22 protein-coding genes are annotated in these 25299 nt (G+C 72.4%); 10 read left to right on the top strand and 12 right to left on the bottom strand.

What is annotated here, in order from left to right:
* From pdhA to KVF89_RS19440, 4 genes are all read right to left on the bottom strand, one after another.
* Positions 1-1131 (bottom strand): pyruvate dehydrogenase (acetyl-transferring) E1 component subunit alpha, encoded by a 1131-nt coding sequence (pdhA, locus tag KVF89_RS19455; protein WP_257427846.1) that lies wholly within the window; start codon positions 1129-1131, stop codon positions 1-3.
* A gap of 432 nt (positions 1132-1563) precedes the next feature.
* Positions 1564-2442 carry a hypothetical protein gene (locus KVF89_RS19450; RefSeq protein ID WP_257427844.1) on the bottom strand — a complete coding sequence of 293 codons (879 nt, stop codon included), beginning with the start codon at positions 2440-2442 and terminating at the stop codon, positions 1564-1566.
* 71 nt (positions 2443-2513) lie between these two features.
* Entirely contained in the window at positions 2514-3539 is a 1026-nt protein-coding gene (locus KVF89_RS19445) for a nuclear transport factor 2 family protein (RefSeq protein ID WP_257427842.1), read from the bottom strand.
* Positions 3539-3988 (bottom strand): flagellar basal body-associated FliL family protein, encoded by a 450-nt coding sequence (locus tag KVF89_RS19440; RefSeq protein WP_257427840.1) that lies wholly within the window; start codon positions 3986-3988, stop codon positions 3539-3541. Before KVF89_RS19440 ends, KVF89_RS19445 begins: the two co-directional genes overlap by 1 nt.
* Before the next feature lie 50 nt (positions 3989-4038).
* On the opposite strand from KVF89_RS19440, the gene KVF89_RS19435 reads away from it, so the two are divergent.
* From KVF89_RS19435 to KVF89_RS19420, 4 genes are all read left to right on the top strand, one after another.
* Positions 4039-4722, top strand: coding sequence for a GntR family transcriptional regulator (locus tag KVF89_RS19435; protein WP_257427838.1), 684 nt, complete (start codon positions 4039-4041; stop codon positions 4720-4722).
* Positions 4723-4734: 12 nt separating this feature from the next.
* Entirely contained in the window at positions 4735-5127 is a 393-nt protein-coding gene (locus KVF89_RS19430) for a phage holin family protein (protein WP_257427837.1), read from the top strand.
* A gap of 10 nt (positions 5128-5137) precedes the next feature.
* The gene (locus tag KVF89_RS19425; protein ID WP_257427835.1) at positions 5138-5656 is read left to right on the top strand and encodes a low molecular weight protein-tyrosine-phosphatase; all 519 of its coding nucleotides are present in this window, start codon (positions 5138-5140) and stop codon (positions 5654-5656) included.
* A gap of 147 nt (positions 5657-5803) precedes the next feature.
* Positions 5804-6649, top strand: a complete 846-nt coding sequence (locus KVF89_RS19420; protein ID WP_273475487.1) for a 3-hydroxybutyryl-CoA dehydrogenase — start codon at positions 5804-5806, stop codon at positions 6647-6649.
* Positions 6650-6728: 79 nt separating this feature from the next.
* On the opposite strand, the gene KVF89_RS19415 is transcribed toward KVF89_RS19420, so the two are convergent.
* The 5 genes from KVF89_RS19415 to KVF89_RS19395 form a co-directional block, all read right to left on the bottom strand.
* Complete coding sequence (locus KVF89_RS19415) at positions 6729-8444, bottom strand: AMP-binding protein (RefSeq protein WP_257427833.1); 1716 nt, start codon at positions 8442-8444, stop codon at positions 6729-6731.
* Positions 8445-8527: 83 nt separating this feature from the next.
* The gene (locus KVF89_RS19410) at positions 8528-10036 is read right to left on the bottom strand and encodes an aldehyde dehydrogenase family protein (RefSeq protein WP_257427832.1); all 1509 of its coding nucleotides are present in this window, start codon (positions 10034-10036) and stop codon (positions 8528-8530) included.
* A 118-nt stretch (positions 10037-10154) separates the two neighbouring features.
* Complete coding sequence (locus KVF89_RS19405; RefSeq protein ID WP_257427830.1) at positions 10155-10952, bottom strand: vWA domain-containing protein; 798 nt, start codon at positions 10950-10952, stop codon at positions 10155-10157.
* Between the two features lie 155 nt (positions 10953-11107).
* Complete coding sequence (locus KVF89_RS19400; RefSeq protein WP_257427829.1) at positions 11108-12013, bottom strand: AAA family ATPase; 906 nt, start codon at positions 12011-12013, stop codon at positions 11108-11110.
* Positions 12013-13125, bottom strand: coding sequence for an NDMA-dependent alcohol dehydrogenase (locus KVF89_RS19395; protein WP_257427828.1), 1113 nt, complete (start codon positions 13123-13125; stop codon positions 12013-12015). The genes KVF89_RS19400 and KVF89_RS19395 overlap by 1 nt, the downstream gene beginning before the upstream one ends.
* Before the next feature lie 156 nt (positions 13126-13281).
* Here KVF89_RS19395 and KVF89_RS19390 point away from each other — a divergent pair, with 156 nt between their 5' ends.
* Complete coding sequence (locus tag KVF89_RS19390) at positions 13282-14895, top strand: sigma-54-dependent Fis family transcriptional regulator (protein ID WP_257427827.1); 1614 nt, start codon at positions 13282-13284, stop codon at positions 14893-14895.
* Between the two features lie 15 nt (positions 14896-14910).
* Here KVF89_RS19390 and KVF89_RS19385 read toward each other — a convergent pair whose 3' ends face one another.
* Positions 14911-15414, bottom strand: a complete 504-nt coding sequence (locus KVF89_RS19385; RefSeq protein WP_257427826.1) for a MarR family winged helix-turn-helix transcriptional regulator — start codon at positions 15412-15414, stop codon at positions 14911-14913.
* Between the two features lie 84 nt (positions 15415-15498).
* Between KVF89_RS19385 and icmF the strand changes: the two genes are divergently transcribed.
* The 3 genes from icmF (at position 15499) to KVF89_RS19370 (ending at position 20528) form a co-directional block, all read left to right on the top strand.
* Positions 15499-18681, top strand: coding sequence for a fused isobutyryl-CoA mutase/GTPase IcmF (gene icmF / locus KVF89_RS19380; RefSeq protein WP_257427824.1), 3183 nt, complete (start codon positions 15499-15501; stop codon positions 18679-18681).
* A gap of 121 nt (positions 18682-18802) precedes the next feature.
* Positions 18803-19180, top strand: a complete 378-nt coding sequence (locus KVF89_RS19375; RefSeq protein ID WP_257427822.1) for a YciI family protein — start codon at positions 18803-18805, stop codon at positions 19178-19180.
* A 76-nt stretch (positions 19181-19256) separates the two neighbouring features.
* Entirely contained in the window at positions 19257-20528 is a 1272-nt protein-coding gene (locus tag KVF89_RS19370; protein ID WP_257427820.1) for an RNA polymerase sigma factor, read from the top strand.
* Here KVF89_RS19370 and KVF89_RS19365 read toward each other — a convergent pair.
* The gene (locus KVF89_RS19365) at positions 20509-21444 is read right to left on the bottom strand and encodes an AraC family transcriptional regulator (RefSeq protein ID WP_257427818.1); all 936 of its coding nucleotides are present in this window, start codon (positions 21442-21444) and stop codon (positions 20509-20511) included. The two genes, KVF89_RS19370 and KVF89_RS19365, sit on opposite strands and share 20 nt — an antisense overlap.
* A 195-nt stretch (positions 21445-21639) precedes the next feature.
* On the opposite strand from KVF89_RS19365, the gene KVF89_RS19360 reads away from it, so the two are divergent.
* On the top strand, positions 21640-22221 hold the full coding sequence (locus KVF89_RS19360; RefSeq protein ID WP_257427816.1) for a flavin reductase family protein: 582 nt from the start codon (positions 21640-21642) through the stop codon (positions 22219-22221).
* A 10-nt stretch (positions 22222-22231) separates the two neighbouring features.
* Entirely contained in the window at positions 22232-23824 is a 1593-nt protein-coding gene (locus KVF89_RS19355; RefSeq protein ID WP_257427815.1) for a 4-hydroxyphenylacetate 3-hydroxylase family protein, read from the top strand.
* Positions 23825-23966: 142 nt separating this feature from the next.
* Here KVF89_RS19355 and KVF89_RS19350 read toward each other — a convergent pair whose 3' ends face one another.
* On the bottom strand, positions 23967-25247 hold the full coding sequence (locus KVF89_RS19350) for an MFS transporter (protein ID WP_257427814.1): 1281 nt from the start codon (positions 25245-25247) through the stop codon (positions 23967-23969).
* Positions 25248-25299 lie beyond the last annotated feature (52 nt).

The following is a 25299-nucleotide window of genomic DNA, read 5'->3' as shown; positions in this document are numbered from 1 at the left end:
TCAGTGCACCTCCTCGAAGGAGGCGGCATGGGCGTCGTACTCCGCCTGCTGGGCCGCCAGCTCGGGCGTCTTCTCGGCGTGGACGAGGTCCCACAGGTCGTGGGTCGAGGGGTCGGGGAGGGCGTGGCACTCACGCCGCATCCGCTCGCCGAGCGCGTCGGCCTCGGCCGCGACCTCGGCCAGGAACGCGTCGTCGGCCATCCCGTTGCGGCGCAGGTAGACCTCGAGGCGGGCGATGGGGTCCTTGAGCTTCCAGTGCTCGACGTCGTCGCTGAGCCGGTAGCGGGTGGGGTCGTCGGTCGTGGTGTGGGCGCCCATCCGGTAGGTGTAGGCCTCGATCAGGATCGGGCCCTGCCCGTCCCGGGCCCGTTGCAGCGCGGCCTTCGTGACGGCGTACGTCGCCAGGACGTCGTTGCCGTCGACCCGGACGCCGGGGAAGCCGAAGCCCTGGGAGCGGCGGTAGAGCGGGATCCGGGACTGCCGCTCGAAGGGCTCCGAGATCGCCCACTGGTTGTTCTGGCAGAAGAAGACGACCGGCGCGTTGAAGGACGCCGCGAAGACGAAGGCCTCGTTGACGTCGCCCTGGGACGACGCGCCGTCGCCGAAGTGGGCGACGACTGCGGTGTCGCGGTCGGGGTCGCCGGTGCCGACCAGGCCGTCGCGCTGGACGCCCATCGCGTAGCCGGTGGCGTGCAGCGTCTGCGCGCCGATGACGATCGTGTAGAGGCCGAAGTTGTGCTCGGCGGGGTCCCAGTCACCCTGGTCGACGCCGCGGAACAGGGCGAGCAGCCGGACCGGGTCGACGCCGCGACACCAGGCGACGCCGTGCTCGCGGTAGGTCGGGAAGACGTAGTCCTGCGGCGCCAGCGCGCGACCGGCGCCGATCTGCGCCGCCTCCTGGCCCAGGAGCTGGGCCCACAGGCCGAGCTCGCCGTGCCGCTGCAGCGCGGTCGCCTCGACGTCGAGGCGGCGCACGAGCGTCATGTCCCGGTAGAAGCCACGCAGCTCGTCGGCGGTGAAGTCGAGGTCGAAGCCGGGGTGGTGGACCCGCTCGCCCTCGGGGGTCAGGAGCTGGACGAGCTCGGGCTCCGGTGCCTGTTCGAGAGCCGGTCCGAAGACGGGGTCGGTCATCGGGGTCCCCGCGAAGTTGTCCGGATACGAAGTAGGCGGGGAGCGAAGCGACCGGCGCCAAGGAGCGCAGCGGGGGAGGAGAACTTCGTGGGGTGATTCATATCGCCACTCCTTGCAGCCGCCCGCGGGATCGCCGCGGCACGGGTCGGGGGTTGGTGCGTGGGTCCGGGTCCGTCGCAGGGGTGGCGTGACGGGTGATCCGGAGCACATCGGCGATCACCACGATACTCGTCCCCATGAACGGCAGCTGGTCTGTCAACGTCGTACGACGCCCGGCGTGACGCGCGGAAGGCCTCCTCCTGGCGCCCTGTCCCCCCAGGGCGGTACGACGGCTCGGGGAGCCGAGCGGTCGTACCGGTGCATCACTTCTCGGCAGAGCCGTCGCCCGGGGCCCGGGGGCGGTGGGGGAACGGCTCGCTCACGCACGTGAGCCTAGTAGTAGTCGGGCTCCGGGAAGGGGGATTCGTCACGACGCCGCGACCGCAGCGAGACGACCACCAGGATCAGGCCGGCCGGCGCCGCCAGCAGGAAGCCGCGAGCGTACGGTTCGAGCGAGCCGATGACCGTGTCGAGCAGGACGCCGGCCAGCTCGCGCCGCTCCACCTCGACCCGGTCGAGCGTGGCCGACGCGAGGGGGTCCGCGGCCACCAGCAGCGCCACCGCCGCCAGTGCGACGCCGAGCAGGCCGAGGCCGAGCGCCCGGCACCGCCCACGCCAGCCGCGGGCCGCGACCAGCGCCACGCCCATCAGGGCCAGCCACCCGAACGGGAGGATGCGGATGACACCGTCGGCGGTCCGGTACGCCGGTCCCGCCTCCGCGACCTTCGCCTCCCGCTCGACGGGCACCAGGAGCGGGATGTCGGGCAGCAGGCCGACCGGGATGCCCCGGTCCTGGAGCTGCAGCAGGACCTGGGCGAGGAGCAGGCTGGCGTCGACGGTGATGACGCCGTCGGCCGGTGCGTCGGGGTCCTCCAGGACCGCGAGCACCTGGTCGTGGAGGTCGGCGTTGGCCGAGCGCCAGAACGTGGGGAACTCGGGACTCTCGACGACCACGGTCGCGGCGGCCCGGGCCCAGTCCCGCGCCCCCGCGGGCACGCCGACCGGGACGTACTTCTGGAGCGCCTCGATCGCGCCGTCCGCGGCGGCGTCGGCCAGGACCGACCGCACGGTCGGGTCGTCGGCGAGGCCGGCCACCGTGTCGACGTACTCGTCGCGGTCGTCGACCCGAGCGGTCAGCCAGGTCCCCGCGATCGCGAAGGGCGCGAGGAGGGTGGCGAGCAGGACGGCCACGGTGGTGGTGAAGGAGCGCACGCGGTCAGGATGCCGTAGTGGCCCCGGCCGGCGACGGACGTCGCGTCGGCCGGTCCGGACCGGCCCCGGGGTCAGCCCGTCTTGTCGATCTTCCAACGGCCGCCCTCGCGGGCCAGCTCCAAGACGGTGCTCTCGGTGCTGCCGAAGGCGGTCAGCTCGACCGTGACGGTGGCGGTGCCGCCCGCGTCGTCGACCACGGGCGTACCGATGTCGTAGGTGACGCTGTCCCCCAGGCCGGAGGGGATGTCGTCCATGTCGCAACCGCCCTCCGCGGCGAGGTACCGCTCGGTGACCAGGTCCTCGGCCGTCGCGCAGTCGCCGGCGAAGGCGGAGTCGAAGAACGCCTCGACGACCGCGGCCGGATCGTCGGGTACGGCGTCGGCGGTGCTGGTGCCGCCGGCGGACGGGCCCGCACCCGAGGTGGGCGGGATCGTCGCGCTGCCGGTGGGAGCGTCGGAGGAGCCGGCGTCCGGCCCGTCGGAGCCCGTGGTCCGGGAGGCGGCGTAGGACGTCACGAGCCAGGTCCCGTCGACCTTCTCCAGCAGGAAGGTGTACTCCGCGCTGCCGTGCTGGCTCGTGAAGTCGGCCCGCACGCTCGCGGTCGAGCCGTCGATGCTGGCTTCGTGGACCTCGGACTCGACGTCCTCGGACGCGAGCAACTGGAAGGCCTCCGACTCGCAGGGGTCCGCCGCCTGCGCCTGCTGGGTGAGCAGTCGCTCGGCCGCCGCGCAGTCGCCGTCCTCGGCGGCGTCGACCAGGTCCTCGACGACGTCCTCGGGTCCACCGTCCGAGCTGTCGTCGCCCCGGCGGTCGCCGTCGTCGTCGTCATCGGACAGGGCCACGACCAGGCCGATCATCACGCCGACGAGGAGCACCACGCCGACGATGCCGAGCGCGATCCACCGGCCCTTGCCGGAGCCGCGCGCGGGCGTGCTCGGACCGTCCGGACCGCCGGGGCCCCAGGGGCCACCGGGCGGGGGGAACGACGGCGGTCCACTCGGAGGACCGCCCGGGGGCGGCCCACCCGGGGGCGGCCCACCCGGCGGGCCGGCAGGAGGCGGTGGCGGGGCGCCGTACGGCGGCGGGGGCTGGCTCATCAGGGACCCATCTGCTCGAGGTACTCGGAGAACCACGACTCCATGTCAGCGGGGTCGGTGGGGAAGTCCGGGATCTGGGAGGGCATACCCGACGGGAAGCCGCTCGGAACCTTGGTCGGCTTGTCCGCCGGCGGCGCGGGCAGGCTCGGCTGCCTGCTCGGCGCCACGGTGGGCACCGTGGTCGGCAGGTCGCTCGGGAAGTCGGAGGCGTCGATCGTCGGCAGCTCGAGCGTCGCCCCGGACGCCGGGGCGTCCGGCGGGGTGCTGCTCGTGTCCTCGCCGACCTTGTCGGCGCCCTCGTCGTCGCCGTCGCGCCCGACCAGGAGGAAGACGGCACCGGCCACGATCGCCAGGGCCAGCAGCACGCCGCCCACCGCGATCACGACACGCAGGCTGCGGCCTCCACCGACCTCGAGGGACGGGCCGTCGACGGGAGACTCGGGAGGCACGGGGGTCAGCCTAGGGCGTCCCTGGCACCCGGTGCTTGCACAATGGGGGCATGGCCGGAGTGTTCACCCCGCTGAGCGTCGAGCACGCGTCGACGGTCACGCGGGTCGCCGCGGAGGTGCGCCGCGCGGTGTTCGAGGGCGAGCTGGAGAGCGGCACGCCGCTGCGCGAGGTCGCCCTGGCCGAGTCCCTCGGCGTCTCCCGGCCCACGGTCCGCGAGGCGCTCACCGTCCTGGTCGCCGAGGGTCTGGCGACCCGTGAGCCGCACCGCGGGGTGATGGTCGCGACGCCGCGGGCCGACTCGGTCCGCGACGTGTGCCGCGCGCGCTGGGTGCTCGAGGGCGCCGGGGTGCAGGCGTGGCCGACCGCGGACGCCGTACGACGGGCGCGGGTCCGCACCACCCTGGACGCCTACACGGCCGCGGTCCGCAGCGGCGAGGCGTCCTACGAGGACCTCAACGAACGGCATCTCGCCTTCCACGTGTCCCTCGTCGAGCTGACCGGCAGCACCCGGCTGGTGCAGATGGCCGAGGCGCTGATGGACGAGCTCAGGCTCGCGCTGGCCCAGGTGGAGCGGATGCACCGCAACGCCCACGACGAGGCGGGGTCCCACGAGGGCCTGGTGGAGCTGCTGGAGGCGGACCGGATCGACGGTCCCCGCGGCGCCCACGCGTTCCTGCGCCGGCACATCGACGATGCCGAGGCCGAGATCATCGAGGCGCTCGGACTGGAATGAGAGACTGGCCGCATGCTGGCCTTCCTGTCCCGCTGGGTGATCACCGCCGCAGCCCTCGCCCTCGCCGCGCAGCTGATCGACGGCATCTGGTTCGAGGGGGCGACCTCGGGCCGCGCCGAGTTCGACGACAAGTGGCTGCCGCTGGTCGGGGTCGCGCTCATCTCGTGCGCGGTGACCGCCTTCGTCAAGCCGCTGCTGACGCTGCTGTCGATCCCGTTCATCCTGGTGACGCTGGGGCTGTTCCTCATCGTCCTCAACGCCCTTCTGCTGCGGCTCACCGCCTGGCTGGCCGACGTCGTCGACATCGGCTTCCACGTCGACGGCTTCTGGGCCGCGGTCTGGGGCTCGATCATCATCAGCGTCACGACCTGGTTCCTCGACGCCATCGTCGGCGTCGACGACTGAGTGCCGTCCGATGGTCGCGGCTCCCCCGCCCCGCACGCCGGGGCAGTACCGGATCGCGCTCGTGTGCCTCGGCAACATCTGCCGCTCACCCATGGCCGATGTCGTCCTGGCCGCCCGCGTGGCCGATGCCGGGGTGGACGACCGGGTCACGGTGGTCAGCGCCGGCACCGGCGACTGGCACGCCGGTGACCCCATGGACCGTCGGGCGGCGGCGCTCCTGACCTCCGAGGGGTACGACGCCAGCCGCCACCGCGCGCAGCAGGTGCCCGCGTCCTGGCTGGACGAGCAGGACCTCGTGCTCGCGATGGACCACGACAACCTGCGGGACCTGCGCGACCTCGGCGAGGCCGACCCGGCCCGGGTCCGGCTGTTCCGCGACTTCGACCCGGATCACCCAGGCGGCGAGGTGCCGGACCCCTACTACGGCGGCGACGACGGGTTCCGCACCGTGCTCACCATGGTCGAGCGGACGTCCGACGCGATCGTGGCCGCCGTCGTCGACGCCCTCGACCGACCTGCACCGGCCTGACCTGCTCCGGCCCGACCTGCTCCGGCGCGGTGCCCCCCGGCTGGTCCTACTCGCCGGTCACCCGTACGTTTTACTAGGACGTCCTAGTAACGGCCCCCGGCGATCCGACGCGCGGGCCGACCGAACGAGGGGAACCTGATGACGAGCATCGAGCGTGTGGGAGTGGTCGGCGGCGGCCTGATGGGATCGGGCATCGCCGAGGTCAACGCCCGTGCCGGCAAGGACGTCATCGTCGTCGAGTCATCGCCGGCGGCGGTCGAGGCCGCCCGACAGCGGCTCGAGAGCTCCCTCAAGCGTGCGGAGAGCCGCGGCAAGATCGAGTCCGCGGACGCCGTCGTGGCTCGCATCCGGGTGGTCGAGGATCTCGCGGCCCTCGCCGACCGCGACATCGTCATCGAGGCCATAGTGGAGGACGAGCAGGCCAAGACCGACCTGTTCCGCCGTCTCGACGAGATCGTCACCAGCCCCGACGCGATCCTCGCCTCCAACACCTCCTCGATCCCGATCATGAAGCTGGCGGTCGCGACGAAGCGCCCGTCCCACGTCCTCGGCGTGCACTTCTTCAACCCGGTCCCCGTGCTCAAGCTGGTCGAGCTCGTCCCCTCCCTGATGACCGACGAGGCGACCACCGAGCGCGCCCGCGCCTTCGTGCAGGACGACCTCGGCAAGACCGCGATCGACTGCCAGGACCGCGCCGGCTTCGTCGTCAACGCCCTGCTGATCCCGTTCATCCTCTCGGCGATCCGGATGTTCGAGTCGGGCTTCGCCTCCGCCGAGGACATCGACCACGGCCTGGTCCTCGGCGCCGCCCACCCGCAGGGCCCCCTCGCCCTCGCCGACCTGATCGGCCTCGACACCGTCAAGGCCGTCGCCGAGTCGCTCTACGAGGAGTTCAAGGAGCCCCTGTACGCCGCCCCGCCGCTGCTCGCCCGCATGGTCGAGGCCGGGCTGCTCGGCCGCAAGACCGGCCGCGGGTTCTACACCTACGGCTGAGTCCCCCCGTCGTACCGGACACCCGGGTCGTCAAAGGGGTGAATTCACGACCCGGATGTCCGGTACGACGCCAGCCGGATCAGCCCCGGAGGCCGGGGAAGTCCTCGTCGCGGAACTCCCCGGCCGGGCGGGCGCCCTCGACCTCGGTCTCGCGCTGCCGCAGCTCGACCCGGCGGATCTTGCCGGAGATGGTCTTGGGGAGCTCGTAGAACTCCAGCCGGCGCACCCGCAGGAAGGGCGCGAGGTGCTCGCGGGCGTAGCGCAGGATCGACTCCGCCGTCTCCGCCGTGGGCGCGTGCCCGTCGACGAGGCTGACGTACGCCTTGGGAACAGCCAGCCGGACCGCGTCCGGCGCCGGGACGACAGCGGCCTCGGCGACGGCCGGGTGCTCGATCAGCACGCTCTCCAGCTCGAACGGGCTGATCTTGTAGTCGGAGGCCTTGAACACGTCGTCGGTGCGACCGACGTAGGTGATGAAGCCGTCCTCGTCCCGCGCCGCGACGTCGCCGGTGTGGTAGTAGCCACCCGCCATGGCGTCGGCGTTCTTCTCCGGGTCGCCCTGGTAGCCGGTCATCAGTGGGAGCGGCGCACCACCGAGATCGAGGCAGATCTCGCCCTCCCCCGCGCCGTCGACGACAGCACCGGTGAGCGGGTCGACCAGGACCACCGGCACGCCGGGCAGCGGGCGCCCCATCGAGCCGGACTTCACCGGCTGGCCGGGGGTGTTGGCGATCGCGGCGGTCATCTCGGTCTGGCCGAACCCGTCACGGATGGTCAGGCCCCAGTGCCGCTCGACCTGGCTGATCACCTCGGGGTTGAGCGGCTCGCCGGCGGCGATGGCCTCCCGGAGCACGCCCGGGCCGCCGGAGAGGTCGGCGTTGATGAGCATCCGCCACACGGTCGGCGGCGCGCAGAAGGTCGTGACGCCCTCCGCGCGGATCAGGTCGAGCAGCGCGGCGGCGTCGAAGCGGGCGTAGTTGTGGACGAACACGGTCGCCTCGGCCAGCCACGGCGCGAAGAGGTTCGACCAGGCGTGCTTGGCCCAGCCGGGGCTGGAGATGTTGAGGTGCACGTCCCCGGGCTGCAGGCCGAGCCAGTACATCGTCGACAAGTGGCCGACCGGGTAGGACACGTGGGTGTGCTCGACGAGCTTGGGCCGCGACGTCGTCCCGGACGTGAAGTAGAGGAGCAGCCGGTCGGTGCTCGCATTGCCGGGATGCGGCAGCGGCGCGGCCGGGACGTCGTACGCCGCGGCGTACGACAGCCAGCCCGACGGCGCCTCCCCCACCGCGAGCCGCACGTAGTCGCCCGGCACGTCGTCGAACTTCGCCACGTCGGCGGCATTGGCGATGACGGCCCACGCGTCACCGCGGCCGAGCCGGTCCACCAGCTCGGCGGGGCCGACGGCGGTCGTGGTCGGCATGATCACCGCGCCCAGCCGGATCAGCGCGAGCATCGACTCCCACAGCTCGACCTGGTTGCCGAGCATCACCACGACGCTGTCGCCACGGCCGATGCCCTGCGCAGCGAGGTGGGCGGCGACCTGCTCGGAGCGGGTGACCAGCTCGGCGAAGGAGTACGCCGCGCGGCTGCCGTCCTCTTCGACGATGACCAGGCCGGGCCGCTCGTTGTCGCGCGCGTAGCCGTCGAACCAGTCGTGCACGAAGTTGAAGCTGGGCCCGACGTCCGGCCAGGCGAAGTCCGCGACCGCCGCGTCGTACGACGTGCGCCGGGACTGCAGTCCGTCCCGGGCGGCGCGCAGCGCGGTGGACATGACGGCGGTCGTCGTGCTCATGGTGCTCACTCTCGTCGGAAGGCGGCCGGCGCGGCACCCTCGATCGAGGGCACCGCGCCGGAGCGATGGACCGGTGGACGGGGTCAGGCCAGCAGCGCGTTGACCGACTTCTGCTCGGTGTAGGCGTCGATGGCCGACGCGCCGAGCTCGCGGCCCCAGCCGGACTGCTTGTAGCCGCCGAACGGCATCGCGGCGTCGAAGGCGTTGTGGCAGTTGATCCACACCGTGCCCGCCTTGATCTGGCGGGCGGTGCGGTGGGCCTTGGTGACGTCCTTCGTCCAGACCGACGCGGCGAGGCCGTACGGCGTGTCGTTGGCCGCCGCCGCGACGCCACGCTCCGCGCTGAACGGGGTGGCGACCACGACCGGACCGAAGATCTCCTCGCGGTAGACGCTGAACGAGGAGTCGACGTCGACGAGCACGGTCGGCTCCACGTAGAAGCCCTCGTCCCCGTGCCGGCGCCCGCCGGTGAGGGCCCGGGCGCCGTCGCGTAGCCCCTGGTCGACGTACCCGAGGACCCGGTCGAGCTGCGTTTGCGAGACCAGCGGGCCGACGGTGGAGGTCGGGTCCAGGCCGGGCCCGAGCTTGCTCGCGGCCGCGACCTCGGCGACGCCCTGGGTGAACTCGTCGAAGATCCGGTCCTCGACGAGCAGCCGGGTGCCGCTGGTGCAGGTCTGGCCGTGGTTGAAGAGGAAGCCCGAGGCGGTGCCCGGGATGGCGAGGTCGAGGTCGGCGTCGGCGAAGACGACCTGGGGGCTCTTCCCACCGAGCTCGAGGCTGACCTTCTTCAGGTTGCCCTTGGCGGCGTCGACGATGAGCTTGCCGACCTCGGTGGACCCGGTGAAGGCGATCTTGTCGACGTCGTCGTGCCCGGCCAGCGCCGCACCGGCGTCGCCGTAGCCGGTCACGACGTTGAAGACGCCGTCCGGCAGGCCGCACTCGGCCATGATCTCGGCGAGACGAAGCGCGGTGAGCGGGGTGTCCTCGGCCGGCTTGAGCACCACGGTGTTGCCGCAGGTGAGCGCGACCGGGATCTTGAAGGCGGCCATCAGCAGCGGGAAGTTCCACGGCACGATGGCGCCGCAGACACCGACCGGCTCGCGCAGGGTGTAGGCGTGCCACTGGGCGCCCGGCGCCCACGGGACGGAGACCGGGATGGTGCGGCCCTCGATCTTGGTGGCCCAGCCGGCGTAGTACTGGAACAGCTCGGCGACCCAGGTGATGTCGACGGCCTGCGCGACCCCCGCGGACTTGCCGTTGTCGAGCGACTCGAGCTGGGCGAGCTCCTCGGCGTGGTCGTAGATCGCCTCGCCGATCTTGAAGAGCAGCCGCTGCCGCTGGGCCGGCGTCCACAGCGCCCACTCGCCCTCGAAGGCGGTCCGGGCGGCGCGCACCGCGCGGTCGACGTCGACGGCCTCGCCGTGCGCGACCTGCGTCAGCACCCGGCCGGTGGCGGGGTCGCGGGTCTCGAAGGTGCGCCCGGAGGCGGCGTCCACCCAGGAGCCGCCGATGAACAGGCCCTTGGGGCGGGCGAGCCAGTCGCGCACCTGCGGGAGCACGGCGTGGTCGGTGGGGACGAGCAGGTCGGTCATGGATCCTCCGTGGTCGGGATGAACGGGGTGAACTGGATCGGTCGGAATGGGGGTGTCGCAGTGAGCGTCGTCTCGCTGGAGGCCCGGGGATGTTCAGGTTCTGGACAATCCCCCATCCCTAGGGGGCGAGCAGGGTGTCGAGCACCGTGGGGAGCTCGGCGAGCCTGTCGAGCGAGGCGACCCGGGCACCGGCCTCGCGGGCGAATCGGCGCGCCTCGTCGTCGTCCGACGCCGGCGCGACGATCAACAGCTCGTCGAGCGCGCGCGCGGCGGGCAGTGGATCGACGTCGTCGGTCACCCGGCAGTCCGAGAGCAGCACGGTGATCCGGCGCCGCGCCCGCGCCCCGGCGAGCTGTTCGCGCGCGGCGCGCAGGGCGGCGTCGAGCGAGGTCATGCCGTGGCCGCGCAGGCCCAGCACCCGTTCGACGGTACGACGGGCGGGGCTCGCCGTCCCGAGGACGACCACCGCCTCGGCCCGGCGGTCGAAGGCGACGACGGCGAGCTCGCCTCCCGACTCCGCCGCCCGCAGCGCGCAGGCCGCGGCGGCCATCGCGGCGGTCGCCAACCGCTGCCCGTCCATCGAGCCGGACCGGTCGACGAGCAGGCACAGCGCGGTCGCCGGCCGCTCCCACACCGACGACGTGAGCTCGTCGAGGGACGGCGGACGCCCCTCTCCGCGCGCCACCGCGACCGCCTCCAGCGAGGCGTCGAGGTCGAGGTCACCGCCGCGGTCGGCCCGGACCGGTCGCAGCCGGCCTGCGCCGATCCGGCCGTGCGGTCCGCTGCGCGCGCGTTCGAGCACGAGCCGCGGCACGAGGGCCTGCACCCGCGCCCGGAGCGCGGGATCGGTGGCCCGGCTCATCAGCGCCAGCAGCGGCAGCACGTCGTCCGGATCCTCGGCGACGGCTGCCTCCACGGCCTCGACGTCGAGCTCGCCGACCTCCGGCGAGAGCTCCTCGAAGCGCGGGTTCCGGGCCAGCTCGGAGCGACCGTGCGTCCGGTCCGGGCGTCCCCGCCGGGAGGCGGGCGGTGGGGACGGTGGCGTTCCGCCCGCCCCCGCAGGGGGCGGGCTCAGGCTTCCCCCGAGCGGGACTCCTCCCCCGCCTCGGGGGCGTCGGTCGCCTGGTCGGGGTCCGGCCCGAAGTGCGCGACATAGAGATCGGTGATGACCTCCTCGGGCCGCCGGGTCGACGACTCGTCCACCCGGACCCGGCCGCTCAGCGCCACCAGCGCGGCGTCCAGGCCGCTGCGCCAGTCGTCCTCGGCCACATCCCGGGCCCGGGCCAGCTGATGGTTGATCCCGGCCAGGTCGATGGTGCCGCGCACCGACGAGCCCACCCGCAGCTCGGGGTGCTCGCGGGTGGCCCGGACCAGCGCGACCGCCCGGTCCCGCCAGCCGTCGGACGGCACCGGCGCGCGCTGCGCGAGGATCTGCGCCTCGGCCTCGGCGGACTGGTAGCCCATCGCGATCCGGCAGGTGCGGTCGTAGACCGCCGACGACACCCGCGCGGTGCCGACGGCGTCGTACGGGTTCATGGCGGCGACGACCGCGAAGCCTGGTGCCGCGCGCACCGCCCCGAGCCGGGGTACGACGATCTCCCGCTCGGACATCACGGTGAGCAGCGTGTTGAGGGTCTCCTCGGGCACCCGGTTGAGCTCCTCGACGTAGAGAAGCCCGCCCTCGCGCATCGCGGTGAGCAGCGGGCCGTCGACGAAGACGTCCGGCTGGTAGCCCCGGCTGAGCACCAGGGCGGGGTCGAAGTGGCCGACCAGCCGGGCCGGGGTCAGCTCCGCGTTGCCCTCGACCAGTGCGAACGAGCGGTCCCGGCCGGCCGCGACCCGGCGCAGCAGCGTGGTCTTGCCGGTGCCGGGAGGCCCCTCGAGGACGACGTGGGCGCCGCTGGCCAGTGCCGCCTCGAGGAGCTCGGTCTCCCGCGCCCGGTCGACGACCGCGAGCGCCGCGAGCACAGCGGTCATCAGTGCTCGTGGATGACGACGCCGCGGATGTTCTTGCCGTTGAGGAGGTCGTCGTAGCCCTCGTTGACCTGGTCGAGGGTGTAGGTGCGGGTGACGATCTCGTCGAGCTTGAGGTCGCCGGCCTGGTAGAGGCCGAGGATCCGCGGGATGTCGACGGTCGGGTTGCAGTCGCCGAAGAGGCTGCCGCGCAGCTCCTTGCGGTAGAGGGTGAGCACGGACCCGGGCAGCTGGATGTTCGTCTCCTCCAGCTTGTTGAGGCCGGTCAGCACGACCTTGCCGCCCTTGCCCACCGCGTTGAAGCCGTCGGAGACGATCTCGGAGGTCATCAGGCCGGGCGTGAGGATGGCGGAGTCGGCCATCTGGCCGCGGGTCAGGTTGGTGATGGTCTCCATGGCGAGCTCGGCGGACTCGAACGCGTGCGTGGCGCCGAGCTCCATCGCCTTCTCGCGCTTGTTGGCGAGCGGGTCGATCGCGATGACGTTCTTCGCCCCGGCCAGCGCGGCACCCTGGACCGCGTTGATGCCGATGCCGCCGATGCCCATGATGACGACGGTCTGGCCGGCCTTGACCTCCGCGGTGTTGACCGCGGCGCCCCAGCCGGTGGGCACGCCGCAGCCGACCAGCACGGCCTTCTCGAGCGGCAGGTCGTCGTCCACCTTGACGCAGGAGTTCTGGTGGATCACGCCGTACTGGCTGAACGTGCCGAGCATGCACATCGCGCCGTAGTCGCCGGCCGGCCCGGTGATCGGGAAGCGCTCGCCGGGCAGGTAGCCGTCGAGGATGGTGGCGCCCATGTCGCAGATCGACTGCTGGCCGTTGGCGCAGTAGCGACAGGTGCCGCAGTTGGGGATGAACGAGCACACGACGTGGTCACCCACCTTGACCCGGGTGACGCCGGGGCCGACCTCCTCGATGATGCCGGCGCCCTCGTGGCCCAGGACCATCGGCAGCCTGGCCTCCAGGTCGCCGTGGGCGATGTGGACGTCGGAGTGGCACAGGCCGGCGTGGGTGTAGCGGATCAGTACCTCGCCCTCGCGGGGCTTGTCGAGGGTCAGCTCCTCGATCACGATCGGCTTGCCGGTCTCGTAGACGACTGCGGCCTTGGTCTTCATGAGGTTCTCCTGATCTCGCCGGGACGGGCTGGGGTGATGCCCGCCACACTCGCAAGACCGGCCGCGCACGAGTGTTCAGAAACTGGACAACCGCCTCCCAACCCTGGTTCGCATACTGTGACGGCCGCCACGATGAGCCGACCCAGGGAGAGACGCGTGACGACGGAGACACACGACGACCTCCGCGACCCGATCGCGAAGTCCTGGCGACGCGCCGAGCTCGCCGGGCTGACCCCGGGCTCGGCGCTGGACCACCTGACGTACGGCGACGTCGACCACACGACTCCCCTGCAGATGGCGGCGTCCCCGGTGCTCGACGAGCTCAACGAGCAGCTCGAGGGCACCATGTTCGGCACCCTCCTCGTCGACCGCGACGGTCGGATCGCGCAGCGCTGGTGCGGTGACACGGGAGCCCGCCGCGCCTTCGACAATCTCGGCCTGGACGTCGGCGCCTCACTCCTGGAGGAGGCGGTCGGGACCAATGCGCTCGGCACGGTCCTGGAGACGCGGACCAGCATCTCGGTCAACGGCCGCGAGCACTTCGCCGTGGCCCTGCGCCGGTTCAGCTGCTACGGCCACCCGATCTTCCACCCCACGACCCGCAGGATCGAGGGCGTCCTCGACATCACGGCGCTGATGGAGGAGGCCAGCCCGCTCCTGCCGCCCCTCGTGGCCCGCGCCGTGGCGGACATCGAGCAGCGGCTGCTGGACGGGAGCCGGGTCTCCGAGAAGCAGCTGCTCGCCGCCTTCCAGGCCGCCGCCAGCCGGCGGCGGGCGGTGGTCGCGATCGGCAACGACCTGCTGATGTCCAACCAGGCCGCCGCGGACCTGCTCGGCTCGACCGACGTGGCGCTGCTGCGGATGCTGGCCTCGGACGTCCGCGACGAGGCGTCGATCGACCTGACCCTCGAGTCCGGGCTGGAGGTCCGGGTCGAGGCGGCGCGCGTCGGCGGCGCCCGCGGCGGCGCGCTCCTCCACGTCGAGCCCCACCGCGAGCCCCGGCGACCCCGCCCGGTCGCGGAGGCGGGCGCCACGCACGCGCCCCTGCTGGTCTCCGGCCCGCCGGGCTCCGGTCGCTCGACCGAGGCCCGGCGGCTCGCCGACCTCCAGCCGGTCGCCGTCCTGAGCGCGGCGTCCGCGCTGCTCGACGGCTCCGACGCCTGGGCCCGCAACTTCGCCGCCCTCGTGCGGGCCGGCCAGGGCTCGGTGTGCGTCGACGGCGTCGACCTGCTCCCCGACGACCTCCTCGACCTCGTCGCCTCCCACCTGGCCGAGCGCCGGGCGCCGCGCCTGGTCCTGGTGAGCGGCCCCGTCGACGGTCTCACCGGTCGCGCCGCGGCCCTGGCCGGCGAGTGCACCGAGCGGCGGCTGCTCACCCCGCTCTCCGGCCGGCCCCACGAGATCCCCGAGCTGGTCCGCGCCATGCTAGTCGAGCTCGGCGCAGACCCGTCCCTCCACTTCACGCCCGGCGCCCTCGGCGCCCTCTCCTCCCAGCCGTGGCCGGGCAACCTGCGCGAGCTGCGTGCCGTGGTCGAGCACGTCGTACGCCACCAACGCACCGGAGCCGTCGTCCTCGACGTGCTCCCCGAGGCCTACCGGACCCAGGAGCCGTCCCGCCGCCTGGCCCCGATCGACCGCGCCGAGCGCACCGTCATCGTGGAGGCGCTGCGCGAGCACGACGGCAACAAGGTCAAGGCCGCCCAGGCGCTGGGGATCTCGCGGACCACCCTCTACGCCAAGATGCGGGCGCTGCGGATCACGGTCTACTGAGGTCGCCCGGAGGCGTCACTCCGCGAAGTCGCCCGAGGCCTGACGGACCTGCCGCAGCAGGCCGTAGGCCTCGGACTGCTGGTCGCCGCTGAGGCCGGTGACGGCGAAGTCGATCGCGGTGACCGCCGTGGTCGCCTTCCGCACGACGGCCCGGCCCTCGGGCGTGAGCCGGGCGAGGGTACGACGGCGGTCGGCCTCGTCGGGGACGCGGACGACGAACCCCTGGGTCTCGAGGCGGTCGATGGCGCTGGTGACCGAGGTGGGGTGCACCATCAGCCGCTCCCCGATCTTGCTGAGCGGCAGCGATCCGCGCTGGCTGAACAGCAGCAGGACCAGCACCTCGTAGCGGGAGAAGGTGAGCCCGAAGGGCTTGAGCGCGGCGTCGAGCGCCGCGATCATCAGCTGCTGGACGCGCATCACCGACGTGGCCAGGCGCATCGCGGTCGCGTCGCCGAAGTGCTCCTCCCAGAGATCGCCGGCACGGTCGATCGGGTCGAACGGCAGGCGGGACTCGGGCACGACTCCGAACCCTAAGCCATGCGGGGACTTTTCCAGATTACTTGGACGTCCTACTATCGGAGGTCCAAGGAGTTTGGAGGACCGATGCCCGAGCACGCCCTGCACGTCCCGCAGCACCCCGTCCGCCTGGTGACGGCGTCCAGCCTGTTCGACGGCCACGACGCCTCGATCAACATCATGCGGCGGATCTTCCAGAGCCAGGGCTGCGAGGTGATCCACCTCGGGCACAACCGCTCGGTGGCCGAGGTCGTCGAGGCCGCGATCGAGGAGGACGTGCAGGGCATCGCCGTGTCGTCCTACCAGGGCGGGCATGTGGAGTACTTCGAGTACCTCACCCAGCTGCTCCGCGAGCGCGGCGCCGGCCACATCAAGGTCGTCGGCGGCGGGGGCGGCGTCATCGTCCACGACGAGATCGACCGGCTGCGCAGCTCGGGCGTCACCATCTTCTCGCCCGAGGACGGCCAGCGCCTCGGCCTGCCGGGCATGGTCAACACCGTCGTCGAGGCGTGCGACACCGACCTGTGGGAGACCGGCGGCGTCACCGCGGAGCAGGTGCTCAGCGGTGACCGCGCGGCGCTCGCCCGGGCGATCACGGGTGCCGAGCTCGGCCGGCTCGACCAGGACCTGCTCGACCGGCTCTCCGAGGCGGCCGCGGCCCACGCCGTACCCGTCCTCGGCATCACCGGCACCGGCGGCTCCGGCAAGTCCAGCCTCACCGACGAGCTGGTACGCCGGCTGCGGGTCGACCAGCAGGACAAGGTCCGCGTGGCGGTGCTGGCCGTCGACCCGACCCGGCGCAAGGGTGGCGGTGCGCTGCTCGGCGACCGGATCCGGATGAACAGCCTCGACCTGTCCGGTCACGGCCTGGACCGCAACCAGGTCTACTTCCGCAGCCTCGCCACCCGTGGCGCCCACGAGGTCCCCGAGCACCTGGTCGACGTGCTCACCGTGATCAAGGCCGCCGGCTTCGACCTGGTGGTCGTCGAGACCCCCGGCATCGGCCAGGGCGACGCCGCGATCGTGCCGTTCGTCGACACCTCGCTCTACGTCATGACGCCCGAGTTCGGTGCGGCCTCGCAGCTGGAGAAGATCGACATGCTCGACTTCGCCGACGCGGTCGCGATCAACAAGTTCGAGCGCCGCGGCGCCGCGGACGCGATGCGCGACGTCGGGCGGCAGATGGTCCGCAACCGCGAGGCGTTCGGGCAGCAGCCTGCCGACATGCCGGTCTTCGGCACGTCGGCGGCGACCTTCGACGACGACGGCGTGACGGCCCTCTACCAGCACCTGCGCGGCCTGCTCGCCGGCCGGGGCCTCCCCGTGGGCGAGGGTCTGCTGGCCCCGGTCGAGGGGAAGAGGTCGACCCGCATCCAGACCGTGCTGCCCGCCGACCGGGTGCGCTATCTCGCGGAGATCGCCGAGACGATCCGCGGCTACCACGCCGAGACCGAGGTCCTCGTCGAGAAGGCCAGGCGCGCCCAGCGGTTCACGGCCGTCGCCGACGAGCTCGCCGAGCAGGTCGGCGTGATCGAGGACCTCGCCGCCGCGGCCGCCCGCGCCAACGACGACCTCCCCCTCGACGTCCGCGACCAGCTCGCCGCGTGGCCGGGCGTCGTGGCGTCGTACGACGAGGACACCGCGACCAAGGGCCGCGCGTCGCTCGCCGGCAACCGGGTGCCGCGGGTCGCCGTACCCCGGTTCGAGGACCACGGCGAGCTCGTCCGGTTCTGGCGGCGGGAGAACCTGCCCGGCCACTTCCCCTACACGGCGGGCGTGTTCCCGTTCAAGCGCGCCGACGAGGACCCGGCGCGGATGTTCGCCGGCGAGGGCGACCCGTTCCGCACCAACAAGCGCTTCAAGCTCCTCTCCGCGCACCACGACGTCACCCGGCTCTCGACGGCCTTCGACTCGGTCACCCTCTACGGCCGCGACCCCGACGAGCGGCCCGACATCTACGGCAAGGTCGGCACCTCCGGCGTCTCCGTCGCGACGCTCGAGGACATGAAGGCGCTCTACGACGGCTTCGACCTGCTCGCCCCCAGCACCTCGGTGTCGATGACGATCAACGGCCCGGCTCCGACGGTCCTCGCCTTCTACCTCAACGCCGCGATGGACCAGGCCCGCGAGCGCGGCCTCGACCCGTACGAGGCGATCAAGACGGTGCGCGGCACCGTCCAGGCCGACATCCTCAAGGAGGACCAGGGCCAGAACACCTGCCTGTTCTCCACGGAGTTCTCACTGCGCTGCATGGCCGACATCCAGGAGTGGTTCATCCAGCAGCAGGTGCGCAACTTCTACTCGGTGTCCATCTCCGGCTACCACATCGCCGAGGCCGGGGCGAACCCGATCAGCCAGCTCGCGTTCACCCTGGCCAACGGCTTCACCTACGTCGAGTCGTACCTCGCGCGCGGCATGGACATCGACGACTTCGCACCGAACCTGTCCTTCTTCTTCTCCAACGGGATGGACCCGGAGTACACCGTGATCGGCCGGGTCGCCCGCCGGATCTGGGCGATCGCGATGCGCGACCGGTACGGCGCCAACGAGCGCTCCCAGAAGCTGAAGTACCACGTGCAGACGTCCGGACGCTCCCTGCACGCGCAGGAGATGGACTTCAACGACATCCGCACCACGCTGCAGGCGCTCATCGCGATCTACGACAACGCCAACTCGCTGCACACCAACGCCTACGACGAGGCCGTCACCACCCCGTCGACCGAGTCGGTGCGCCGCGCCCTCGCGATCCAGCTGATCATCAACCGCGAGTGGGGCCTGGCGTCGAACGAGAACCCGCTGCAGGGCTCGTACGTCGTCGACGAGCTCACCGACCTCGTCGAGACCGCCGTGCTCACCGAGTTCGACCGGATCTCCGAGCGCGGCGGCGTCCTCGGCGCGATGGAGACCGGCTACCAGCGCGGCCGGATCCAGGACGAGTCGATGCTCTACGAGCACCGCAAGCACGACGGCACCCTGCCGATCATCGGCGTCAACACCTTCCGGGCGCCCGAGAGCGGCGACGGCACGCCCGACGAGATCGAGCTGGCCCGCGCCACCACCGAGGAGAAGGACTCCCAGCTGGTCCGACTGCGCGACTTCCAGGCCCGCCACACCGACGACGCCACCGCTGCCATCACCCGGCTCAAGGAGGCGGCGACCAACGGCGAGAACATCTTCGCCGTCCTCATGGATGCCGCCCGGGTCTGCTCGCTCGGCCAGGTCACCGAGGCGTTCTTCGAGGTCGGTGGGCAGTACCGCCGCAACGTCTGAGGCTCGCCGGGCTGCGGCTTCATCACGGGATGAGACAGTTCCAGACCCGATGTCGAAACCCCGGTCGGTCGTTCGACGTAGGTTCGTAAGCACTCACCTACGAGAAGAAGGACTGATCGAGATGCCGCGTTTCATGGGTTTCGTGCGGATGGAAGAGGGACAGGGCAACCCGCCGCAGGCGCTGTTCGACGCGATGGACACCTACATCGGCGAGCAGGCGCAGCAAGGCCACTTCCTCGACGGTGGCGGCCTGTTCGGCCTCGAGGACGCCGTGAACTTCGTGGTCCGCAAGGGCGAGGTCACCCGGGTCGACGGCCCCTACGCCGAGGCCCGGGAGGCCGTCGGCGGTTGGGCGCTGCTGCAGTACGACAGCCTCGAGGAGGCGATCGCCGGCCAGCAGGAGTTCGCCGACCTGCACGCGAAGCACTGGCCCGAGTGCTCGATGGTCGCCAGCCTGCGCCAGATCCCGGACGAGGGGCCGACCCCGTCCGACGCCTGAGCCGCCTGAGCCGAGCCGAGCCCGGCTGAGCCGGGACTGACGGCGCCTGCCGTGCGGCCAGCCCTAGGCTGGCCGCATGGCCGACGCCACCACCGCCGACGCGATCACCGCCACCTGGCGGCTCGAGTCGGCGCGCCTGGTCGGCGCGCTGGCCCGGATGACCCGGGACGTCGAGCTCGCCGAAGACATCGCGCAGGACGCGCTGGTCGCCGCCCTCGAGCAGTGGCCAGGCAAGGGCGTCCCCGACAATCCGGCGGCCTGGCTGATGACCACCGCCAAGCGCCGCGGGATCGACCACATCCGGCGCGCCGAGACGCTGCGCCGCAAGACCGACGAGCTCGGCCATGCCGCACAGGCCGCAGGGGAGGTGAGCCCGATGCCCGACCTGGATGCCCAGGTGGACCACATCGAGGACGACGTCCTGCGCCTGATCTTCCTGTGCTGCCACCCCGCGCTCACGCCCGAGTCGCGCGCCGCACTGACACTGCGGCTGGTCGGCGGCCTGACCACGACCGAGATCGCGCGGGGCTTCCTCGTGCCCGATGCCACGATGGGCCAGCGGATCTCGCGCGCCAAGCGCACCCTCGCCGAGGCCGGCGCCCAGCTGGACCTGCCGACCGGCGCCGAGCGCACCGAGCGACTCGACGACGCCATGGCGGTCGTCTACCTCGTCTTCACCGAGGGGTACGTCGCCACGGCCGGTGACGACTGGACCCGGCCCGACCTCGTGGCGGAGGCGATCCGGCTGGCCCGGCTGCTGGCCGAGCTGGCGCCCGACGAGCCCGAGGTGCACGGACTGCAGGCGCTGCTCGAGCTCCAGGGCTCCCGCCTGCCCGCCCGCACCGACGCCGCCGGAGCACCTGTGCTGCTGGACGACCAGGACCGCGGCCGCTGGGACGAGCTGCTCATCCGCCGGGGCCTGGCCGCCCTCACCCGCGCCGAGGAGATCGCCGCGCGCGGCGTACCGATCGGCCGCTACTACCTGCAGGCCGCGATCGCCGCCGAGCACGCGCGGGCCGCGACCGCCGACGCGACCGACTGGCGGCGTATCGCGCGCCTGTACGACGTCCTCGCCCACGCCGCCCCCGGCCCGGTCGTCGAGGTCAACCGTGCAGTGGCCCACGGTCGGGCCGCCGGTCCGGCCGCCGGGCTCGCCGTGCTGGCCGCCCTGCCGGACGACGCACTGCGCGACTCGCCGCTGCTGCCCAGCGTCCGCGGCGACCTGCTCGACCGCTCCGGCCGGCACGCCGAGGCGGCCGCTGCGTTCACCGAGGCGGCCCGGCGTACCCGCAACGCGGACGAGCGCGCGCTGCTGGAGCGCAGGGCGGCTAACGCCCGCGAAGCGTGACGGACGGCGCGACGCCGTACCGGTCGCGGTAGGACGCCGCGAACCGTCCGAGGTGGGCGAACCCCCAGCGACCGGCGACGTCGGCGACGCTGCTCTCGGTGGTGGCGAGCAGGTCGGTGTGCGCCCGCTCGAGCCGGACCGTGAGCAGGTGCTGGGTCGGGGTGTGGCCGAGGTAGCGCTGGAAGCCCTGCTGCAGCCGGCGGATGCCGACGCCGGCCTCGCGGGCCAGCTCGGCGGCGGTCCAGTCGCGCGCGGGGTCAGCCTCGATCGCCTCGACGACGCGGGACACGATCCGGGGCCGGATCGTGCCGCAGCCGGGCTCGTCCGGGAAGGACGCGGCGACGAAGGCCGCAGTGAGCGTCGCCGCGAGCCGGCGGGCGACCCGGTCGTCGCGCGCGAGGGCGGGGTTGCGCAACGCCTCGGTGCCGATCGAGGCCAGCAGCCCGAGCCAAGCCCGGCCGCCGTCGGTGCGCAGGTCGAGCTGGGCGGGGAGCCGATCGGTGTGGAGACCGACGAGAGCGGCCACCTCCTCGACCAGATAGGCCCGGTCCACGCGCATCCCGACGATCGAGCAGTCGGCCGACCAGCGGGTCATCCGGGTCTCCTCGTTGGGCGGGCAGACCGTGGCCTGCCCGTCGAGGGAGAGCACGTGGTGGGCACCGATCTGTGCCTCGAGGACGCCGCTGCGGGGCACGTTGACCGCCCACGCCTCGGGATGGTCGGACTCGACCGAGACCTCTGAGCCCCAGCCGATCCGGGCCAGGCGCACCGGGCCGAGGTCGACGGCGCGCAGGTCGGCGGGCCCGGTCGCGCGGCCCTTCACGAGCAGCCGGTGGGGGAAGTACGCACGGGCCACGGCGTCGGAGAAGTCGCCGAGCTCGTCGGAGGACGCGGAGACGGTGCCGGTCGCGCTCATGATCCACCCCCTTCGCGTGACAACGCTCACAGTAGGCGAACTCCGTCATCCGGAAAACGCACCCGATCCAACCCACTGCGCAATCCGGACAGGGCCTTCGCGGAGTGGATCGCGGGGGCCGTCGTACCGGCCTAGCGTCCCGGCTCACCGTGACCGCCACCACCGGCGGTCCCCGAGCCCGACGGAGGAGCGCCCATGGACCCGCGCACCCTGCGGTCGACCTTCGGCCGCTTCGCGACCGGCGTCACCGTGATCACCTGCCGGACGCCGGACGGCGCCCACCACGGCGCGACCGTCACCGCCTTCACGCCGATCTCGCTCGACCCGCCCCTGGTCCAGGTGGCGCTGACCCGGACGTCGAAGGCGGCGCAGTACCTCGACGGCGCGGCCTTCGCCGTCAACATCCTGGCCACCGACCAGGTCGACGTGGCGATGCACTTCGCCGGCCGGCCGAGCCCCGACCCGCTCCCCTGGTGCGACGGCGCTGCCGCGCCGACGCTGCGCGGTACGGCGGCCACGATCACCTGCCGCCCCTGGCGCGTCGACGACGGCGGCGACCACCTGCTGTTCCTCGGCGAGGTGGTCGACGTGCTCACCACCGGGCGACCGCCCCTGCTGTTCCACGACAGCGCCTTCCACCAGATCGGCAGCCGCTCGTCCGACGTCGTGTGGCTCGGCTGCCAGGACGACCCCCACACCGGCTGGTTCGACGCGACCACCGAGTTCGCACCCCTCCACCACGGACGGGCGCTCGTCCCGGCCGACACCCACTACTGAGGAGATCCCGATGACCGACACCCTCGCCCCCGAGACCACCGCCGTACCGGACGACGGCCCGCCGACCGTCAACCCGGCCGCCGGCTCGCCCGCCAACCGGCAGACCAACTTCGCGTCCCGGCCGATGACCGGCGACGAGTACATCGAGAGCCTCCGCGACGGCCGCGAGATCTATCTCCACGGCGAGCGGGTCGAGGACGTCACCACCCACCCGGCGTTCCGCAACCCGATCCGGATGACCGCCCGCCTGTACGACGCCCTGCACACCGGACCGCACGTCGACGAGCTCACCGTGCCCACCGACACCGGCAACGGCGGCGTGACCATGCCGTTCTTCAAGACCCCGACCTCGTCGGCGGACCTGCTCAAGGAGCGCGACGCGATCGCCCGCTGGGCGAAGATGACATGGGGCTGGATGGGCCGCAGCCCCGACTACAAGGCCAGCTTCCTCGGCACGCTGCACGCCAACAAGGAGCTCTACGCGCCCTTCCAGGACAACGCCGAGCGCTGGTACCGCGAGTCGCAGGAGAAGGTCCTCTACTGGAACCACGCGATCATCAACCCGCCCGTCGACCGCAACCTGCCGCCGGACGAGGTGGGCGACGTCTACATGAAGGTCGAGAAGGAGACCGACGCCGGCCTCGTCGTGTCCGGCGCGAAGGTCGTCGCGACCGGATCGGCCATCACGAACTACAACTTCATCGCGCACTACGGCCTGCCGATCCGCAAGAAGCAGTTCGCGCTGATCTGCACCGTGCCGATGGACGCGCCCGGTGTGAAGCTGATCTGCCGCACGTCGTACACGCAGCAGGCGGCGCAGAACGGCACGCCCTTCGACTACCCGCTCTCGAGCCGGATGGACGAGAACGACACCATCTTCGTCTTCGACAAGGTGCTCGTGCCCTGGGAGAACGTCTTCATGTACGGCGACGTCGACCGGATCAACGCCTTCTTCCCGCAGTCGGGCTTCCTGCCCCGGTTCACCTTCCAGGGCTGCACCCGGCTCGCGGTCAAGCTCGACTTCATCGCCGGCCTGCTGATGAAGGCGCTCGACGCGACCGGCTCCGGGGACTTCCGCGGCGTGCAGACCCGGGTCGGCGAGGTGATCGGCTGGCGCAACCTGTTCTGGTCGCTGACCGAGTCGATGGCCCGCGACCCCGAGCCGTGGGTGGGCGACGCGGTCATCCCGAAGCTCGAGTACGGCCTGACCTACCGGATGTTCATGATCCACGGCTATCCGCGGGTCAAGGAGATCATCGAGCAGGACGTCGCCTCCGGCCTGATCTACCTGCCCTCCGGTGCCGCCGACTTCAAGTCCGCCGAGGTGCGCCCGTACCTCGACAAGTACGTCCGCGGCTCCAACGGCATCACCGCCGTCGACCGGGTCAAGGTGATGAAGGCACTGTGGGACTCGATCGGCACGGAGTTCGGCGGCCGCCACGAGCTGTACGAGCGCAACTACTCCGGCAACCACGAGAACGTGAAGGCCGAGCTGCTCTTCGCCGCCCAGAACCGGGGCATCGTCGACCAGATGAAGGGCTTCGCCGACGAGTTCCTCGGCGAGTACGACCTCGACGGCTGGACGGTCCCCGACCTCTTCTGACGCCCGACCCGGCGCAGATCAAGTCGGATTTCCCGCCGACCCGGCGCAGACTGAACCCGGCCGTACGCCGACCCGGCGCAGACTGAACCCGGCCGTACGCCGACCCGGCGCAGACTGAAGTTCAATCTGCGCCGGGTCAGCGTCAATTCAGCGTCAGTACGGGCCGGGTCGGCGTCATCTCGAGCTCAGTCTGCGCCGGGTCGGGGGGCACGAGAGCCGGTCGGGGCGAGAGCACCCAGTTCGCGACACCGGCGGCGACGACGACCAGCGCGGCGGCGATCGGCACCACCAGGGCGGCAGACGTGCCGACGCGGTCGGCCAGCGTGCCGGTGACGGCAGAGGCCAGGGACTGACCGACGATGACGGCCGAGCCGAGGATCGTCATGACCGTGGCGGACCGGCCGACCGGGCTGCGCAGCGCGCCGAGGCTGTACTGGGTCACCATCGTCGGCCCGATGCCGCAGCCGATGAGGACCAGCACCGCGCACATCGCCGCGACGGACGACGCGAACGGCAGCAGGGCGGCGCCGACCAGCATCGTGGCCCCGAAGACCAGCCAGCGGGCGCGCAGCGAGAACGACGCCGGGAACAGCGCCACGCCGAGGGCCAGCGCCGCGGAGCCGATGCCCATCACGCCGTACACGAGGCCGGCGGACGCGGCGCTGCCGTGGTCGGCCATGAAGGAGGTGAGCGAGGTGAGCATCGAGCCGAAGAACAGGCCGACGCCGAGGATGCCGACGACCACGGCCAGCAGCGCCGGACGGGCGATCTCGCGGACCGGCGCCGGCGGGGCCGCGCGCTCGTCGAGGCCCGCCGCCGCGCGGGCCGACGGGTGCAGCGCGAAGGCGGTCACGAAGACCAGGGTGAGCAGCGCGGCACCGGCGACCGGGGCCCACGGGTCCAGCGCGGTGCCGAGGATGCCGACCACGAACGGGCCGACGATGAAGACGATCTCGTCCGCCGCCGACTCGTAGGCCATCGTCGTGTCGAAGGTCCGCGACCGGCGGTCGGGGGCGATCCGCGCGCCGATGATCTGGACCAGCCGGCTGCGCGACATCGGTGCGATCTGCGGTGCGCTGGCGCCGACCAGGAACGCGACCGCGAGGACCGCGATGCCCGGCAGCGGGCTGTAGACGACCCACGCCATCAGGCCGAGCGCCGTGGTCGACGCCACCCCGCTGACCAGCAGCACCCGGCGCTGACCGAACCGGTCCGCGGCCGCGCCGAGCAGGGGGCCGACACACGCGGCGCCGAGACCGACCACGGCGGAGTTGAGCCCACCGAAGGCGAGCGAGTCCCGCCCCGCGACGACCAGGGTGAGCACCCCGACGACCATCATCGCGTAGGGCAGCCGCGCGACCAGCGCGATCGGGAAGTACGACGGACCGGCGGCGCGCACCAGCGTCGGGGAGTGATCAGGCATGTCCTTCGTCCAGGGGCTCGGGTGCCGCCTTGGACCGCCGGCGAGCCGGCGC

This window comes from Nocardioides carbamazepini (genome assembly GCF_024614185.1).
Classification (GTDB): Bacteria; Actinomycetota; Actinomycetes; order Propionibacteriales; family Nocardioidaceae; genus Nocardioides; species Nocardioides carbamazepini.
Note: the sequence above shows the minus strand (reverse complement) of the source record. Positions and strands in the feature narration are given on the sequence as shown.